Annotated in this window: 5 protein-coding genes; 4 read left to right on the top strand and 1 reads right to left on the bottom strand. The window is 64.3% G+C overall.

Annotated elements, in window-relative coordinates; translation table 11 throughout:
* Window positions 1–454 precede the first annotated feature (454 nt).
* Window positions 455–637, bottom strand: coding sequence for a hypothetical protein (locus tag ACT4OC_RS28940; RefSeq protein ID WP_444842480.1), 183 nt, complete (start codon window positions 635–637; stop codon window positions 455–457).
* A gap of 280 nt (window positions 638–917) precedes the next feature.
* On the opposite strand from ACT4OC_RS28940, the gene ACT4OC_RS28935 reads away from it, so the two are divergent.
* The 4 genes from ACT4OC_RS28935 (at window position 918) to ACT4OC_RS28920 (ending at window position 4699) form a co-directional block, all read left to right on the top strand.
* Window positions 918–1598: a hypothetical protein gene (locus ACT4OC_RS28935; protein ID WP_444842479.1), complete on the top strand. Its 681-nt coding sequence runs from the start codon at window positions 918–920 to the stop codon at window positions 1596–1598.
* 11 nt (window positions 1599–1609) lie between these two features.
* On the top strand, window positions 1610–1948 hold the full coding sequence (locus ACT4OC_RS28930) for a hypothetical protein (RefSeq protein ID WP_444842478.1): 339 nt from the start codon (window positions 1610–1612) through the stop codon (window positions 1946–1948).
* An 82-nt stretch (window positions 1949–2030) separates the two neighbouring features.
* A complete protein-coding gene (locus ACT4OC_RS28925; RefSeq protein WP_444842477.1) occupies window positions 2031–3857 on the top strand; it encodes a tetratricopeptide repeat protein in 1827 nt (608 codons plus the stop codon).
* 137 nt (window positions 3858–3994) lie between these two features.
* Entirely contained in the window at window positions 3995–4699 is a 705-nt protein-coding gene (locus ACT4OC_RS28920) for a hypothetical protein (protein WP_444842476.1), read from the top strand.
* The last annotated feature ends 336 nt before the right edge of the window (window positions 4700–5035 follow it).

Genomic DNA, 5035 nt, shown 5'->3' with positions numbered 1-5035 from the left:
TCAATGGGGCCGCATCGCGAGAGGCGATGCGGGTCTGCTGGCGCCCATGGTGTCGGCCAGGCGGTGTCTCAATGGGGCCGCATCGCGAGAGGCGATGCGGGGGCGAGGGACGCTGCCCTCAAGGCGGCGAACGGGTCTCAATGGGGCCGCATCGCGAGAGGCGATGCGGGCCGGTTTACCTCATCCTTCTCCATTGGGACCTCGTCTCAATGGGGCCGCATCGCGAGAGGCGATGCGGGAGAGGGGGTCGTAACCCTCTGGAATTGCGGGTCGATTTTGGCCGTTTTGCCGGGGTTGCATTGCAATGCGAATTTTGCGCCCGGAAAGCCGCCTTTTTGATCGGAATTCTGCCCGAAACGCACACGCTGTCAATCGGTTGCTGAAGCTCCACTGCCTTCGGCGCTCCGATTGTGCAGCGCCATCGGTACCGGCCGTGCCTTGCGTTGCCCGTCGTTCAGCACAGCATCAGCTCCGCCAGCGCGCTCTGCCGGTGCTTCGGATGCCGGCGGTAGCCGCGCCGGCTCTCCTTCACCCGCGGACGGAACAGCGCCTCGCGTAGCGCGGCGGCAAGCGCGTTGCGGCGGTTGACCATGATGGTCCCCAGACGACTTGGGCGGCGGGCGGTCCTGTAACGCATGGCGATCTCCGTTGGCTTCCTTGCCGACGCCATCGCACGCGACATGACCAGCCAATCGGACGGCAAGCTTGCGGCCCGCCATGAGCAAACGCGCAAGCTTGCAGCTCCGTGCCTTCGCCGCGCGCCGTGCCAGAACCGCTGCAACGTTCCCCACGACCATGCAGCCTTCGACCATGCGCAAGGTTGCGGCGGAAACGAAGCGAAGACAGCGCGCCTAAGCTCCGCACCTGAGATCAAGACCAGGCGAACATTCCGTTCCGCCGTCACAAGGATACCGAACATGACCCAGCGCACCACCCTGCTTGCCTCCGCCGCCGTCATCGCCGCCATCGCGCTGCTGCCTGTCGCCCGCGCCGCCACCGAGCCGAAAGAGGCCGCGCCTTCCGCCGCCACCGAAGCTACCGACCAAGCCCTCGTCGACATGAAGGCGCTCACCGAGCAGAGCACACGCTTCAAGGCCGACGCCGAGGCCGCCCTCAAGGTCCTCGACGAGAAGCAGGGCATCCTCGACACCCTCCTCAAGGACACCAAGGGGGCCAGGCAGTTCACCGACGACATGGTCCGCCTGCTTCAGGCCACCGCCGACCGCCTCGCGCCCAATGCGCCCTACATGACCACCCTGCAGGCCCAGCTCGAGATCGTGCGCGCCCTCTCCCGCAATGCGCAGGCCTCCACCGATCCGGCCAACCGCCCCTTCGCCGAGACCTTCGACCGCCAGGCCGGACAAATCGCCGCCATCATCGCAGAGGCCCGGGACCTAGGCACCCGCCTCGTCGCCCAGGTCGAGACGATGAAGCTCAGCCGCGACAGAATCGGCTTCGCCTATGCCGCCGCCAAGACCGACGCCTTCATCCAGGCCGCCCGCGAATATCTCGACACCGCCCGCGGCGTGCTCAGCGGCGCAACCGATCTCGCCAACCGCGCCAATACAATCAACAGCCCCGCCGTCCCCACTCAGTGAGACAGCCAAACATGAAGGGCACCACCGCCATGCTGTTCGCCAGAACCATCCTCGCCATAACCTGGGTCAGCTCCATCCAGCCCGCCTGGGCAGATGATCCTGGCCGGACTGACCCAGCTCTGCCTGATCGCTGCAAGTTGCTCACGGCCGAGCTTCACAGACTGCAGGAACTGCAAGAGGACATCCTGCGCGAGCTCCAGGTCAACGAGCGGAACGCCCGCGCCCTCGGCGACTGGTACGGCCGCGAGCACTACCAACCCTATGTCGACACAATACGGGCACAGCGCCGACAGATCGAGGCTCAGCAGAGTCTGCTCGCGCAGACATCCTGTGCTGCGGCCGGTCAGTGATACCGCAAGGCGCAAGCTTGCGCGACACGACCAGAATCTCGAGCAATGCTATCCGTACCGACCGTAAAGGGAGATCACGAAAATGGCCACAGTATCCAGACACGGCTCGTTTTTCGCAGCGGGGATCACCGTCGTCGCCTCGTTCGTGACCGCGCAGCCAGCAACGGCGCTCACCGTCCTCCACCACCAGTGCCAGGCGCACCGGACGAACCCCGTCCAAGCCATTGAGGCCTGCACCGGCCTGATCCGGCTCAATACGGACAGCCCGCGCAACATGACCCTTACCTATCTTCACCGGGCTGCGGCCTGGATGAAGCAGGGCAATCCCGGCCAGGCCGTCCAGGACGCAACCAGCGCGCTGCAGCTATCGCCGGGCAAGCCCCAAGCCCTGGTCATGCGCGGCCATGCATTCCGGAAGCTCCGCGACATCAACCAGGCACGGGCAAACTTCGACCAGGCCATTGCCGCCGATCCGAGCCACGCGCCGGCTTACAGCGGTCGCGCAGTCCTTCACCTCGGCAGCCGCGACTATGATCGGGCGATCATGGACGCCGACGCTGCGATCCGGCTGGATTCCAATCTTGCTGTCGCCTATGGCGTCCGCGGCACCGCTCGTGTGCATAAGAGGGATATTGCGCATGCCTTCTCCGATCTCAATCGCGCACTGCAACTGAATCCGCAGATGACGGACGCCTACAACGCGCGCGGCCTGGCCCACAAGGCTCGTGGCGATCTCAATGCTGCTGCCGCCGACTTCGATCGCGCGCTCGCGATGGATCCGAGCCATCTGCCTACGCTGCAGAACCGCGCTGTCGTGCGGAGGATGCTGCGCCAGTTTGCGGCCTCGCTCGACGATCTGAACCGGGCGATCAGCCTGAACCCCCGCGAAAGCAACAGTTTCCGCGAACGCGGCATCACCCACCTCGAGGCCGGCGACTTCGTCCGCAGCCTGCCGGACCTCAACGAGGCTATTCGGCTCGACCGAACCAATGCCGAGGCATTCGCCATCCGCGGCAAAGTCCTGGAGAAGAAGGGTGAAACGCGTGCTGCACTCGCCGACTTCGCAGCCGCACTCGCCATCGATCAAAACCATGCCGGCGCGTTGGCGGGACGCGGGCGAATTTCGGCGGCCGAAAACGCCCTCGCCAAACAGATGCCGGTGGTCCAGCTAGTCCAAGCGCCCTCAGCTGTAAAGCCTACAAACCCCTCGGAGGGGCGTACGGCTGCAATCTCGAAGCCGATGCCCAACGTCACCGTTGGCACAACGGCAAAGCCAGCCGCGAAGATCGAGACTCTCGTCGTAGCCCAGGCGAATGCTGCTCCCATCCAGGCTGCGCAGGCGGCCACACTGACAATCCGTCCACTCAAGGATACGGTCGCGGCGTGCGAGAAGGCTGCACGACCTCAAAGCGACCTCGCCATCGACCGGGCCGGCGGCAAGGGAAAGCTCTCATTCCCGACCTGCTATCGCGGCCGCGCTCACGCCGACTGCGTGCTCGGCGCAATCCTCGAAGAGGCCGCCGCCATCAGCCACGACTACGGCGACATCGTCAAGGCCAACTACTCGGACCTCACCGACGTCGCCGCGATCTGCAAGATCGATCCGCGCCAGATCGACGAACATCTTGCGAAGGCCGGCGTCTTCAACGACCGGGCGTCTGCGCTGCAGAAGGCCTACGAATCCAGCGGCGCTTGCGTCAGTGGCGTTCAGAAGGCAGTGTCGGAGATCGACCTCAGCGCGATGAATGACTCGCAGAAGCTGCTATTGTCCATTCGCGGAGCGATCGGAGCATCGCTTGAGCAAGCCTCGGCACGGCAGAAGGATATTTTCCGCCTGATGCAGGCCATTCGCGACGCGCAAAAGTCCATGACTACCGTCCGAAGTGTTCGCGCCACGGTCTGCAAGTAGCCTTTTCGTCAAACCGACGGGTTGCCGGATCGGCGTTCACGCCTATGATGTTTGCCGCAACGAGCGAAGAACGAAGCGAGCCGCGACAAGTGACGTTCCCCCAATGCTACCGATGGAGCCTCTCCGGACCCAGCTCCTTGCCGGCACTGGCATATGCCGGAGCCATCGGCTCCGCCGCGCGTGCAGCGGTCATAGGGGCCGCCCAACGGAGGGGGGTCGACAAGCTGCCGGATGCATTCCATCACAGCGACAATCACAGCCACGCGTTCTGGATCGCCGAGGATGCGGACGAGGATGGCTATATCGATCATGTCGTCGTTTTCTGCGAAGAAGGTCTCACGAAGCAACTGGTAGAGATACTGGCGGCGGCAGACCGGATTTTTCTCGGCCGGCTCGGCGAGTGGCAATTGATTCCGAACTGGATGGGAGGCCGCTCTCCAGGCGGGCTGTTTGGCCCGTCCGTCATCTGGCGCTCAATGTCAGCCTACGTTCCGCCTTGGTGGCAGTCGTCCCGGGCCAGGGCCAAGCCGCGGGAAGCTTATTCGCCAAAACGTCAACTCGAGACGGAAATCGCCGCTCGATTCGCGACAGAGTACGAGCAGGCGCCGGTCCCTGTTCGCATCGTGATGAGCAACGTGTTCTCGCGCGGAAACCTATCGCTAGATCCTCGCGCCTTCATCGCCAATTTGCCGAAGGGCCAAGCACGCCGACGACGGGAGACCGGAGATGCGGCGGCGCAGGGGGTCGAAATCGAGTTTGATCGACCGGTTTGGGGGCCGCTCGCATTTGGTTACGGCGCCCATTTCGGACTGGGCGTGTTCGAACCGGTAGTGCAGGAATAGTGCATGGCGTGGTGGCAGGCTCACCCAAAGTTCGGCATCGCCTAATGGCCTCAAGCAAATCGTGGTTTGCAGTGTCATGTAGCGGCCGCGCTTGACGACCGCCATGGCCGCCTGCAGCCCGTAGCGCCCGCTATGCGGCCCTGAGGACGCCCAGCGAGGGCTTCGGAATTGCGTGCCCTCTTCCCCTCCCCCGAACGCGCCTCCTCAAGGTATCCATCCGGCGAAGGCCGCGGGGAACCTGAGCTTGCGGGGTTGCGGCGTTCAATGGGGATGGAACAATCCGTCGGATCTCAGTGTGTCGATCGCCTCAGCGAGAGTGAGGCCGCGATGGAGGCA

This window comes from Bradyrhizobium sp. (assembly GCF_052389815.1).
Lineage (GTDB): Bacteria > Pseudomonadota > Alphaproteobacteria > Rhizobiales > Xanthobacteraceae > Bradyrhizobium.
The sequence above is the reverse complement of the archived record's forward strand: the minus strand, read 5'-3'. Positions and strand labels throughout refer to the sequence as shown.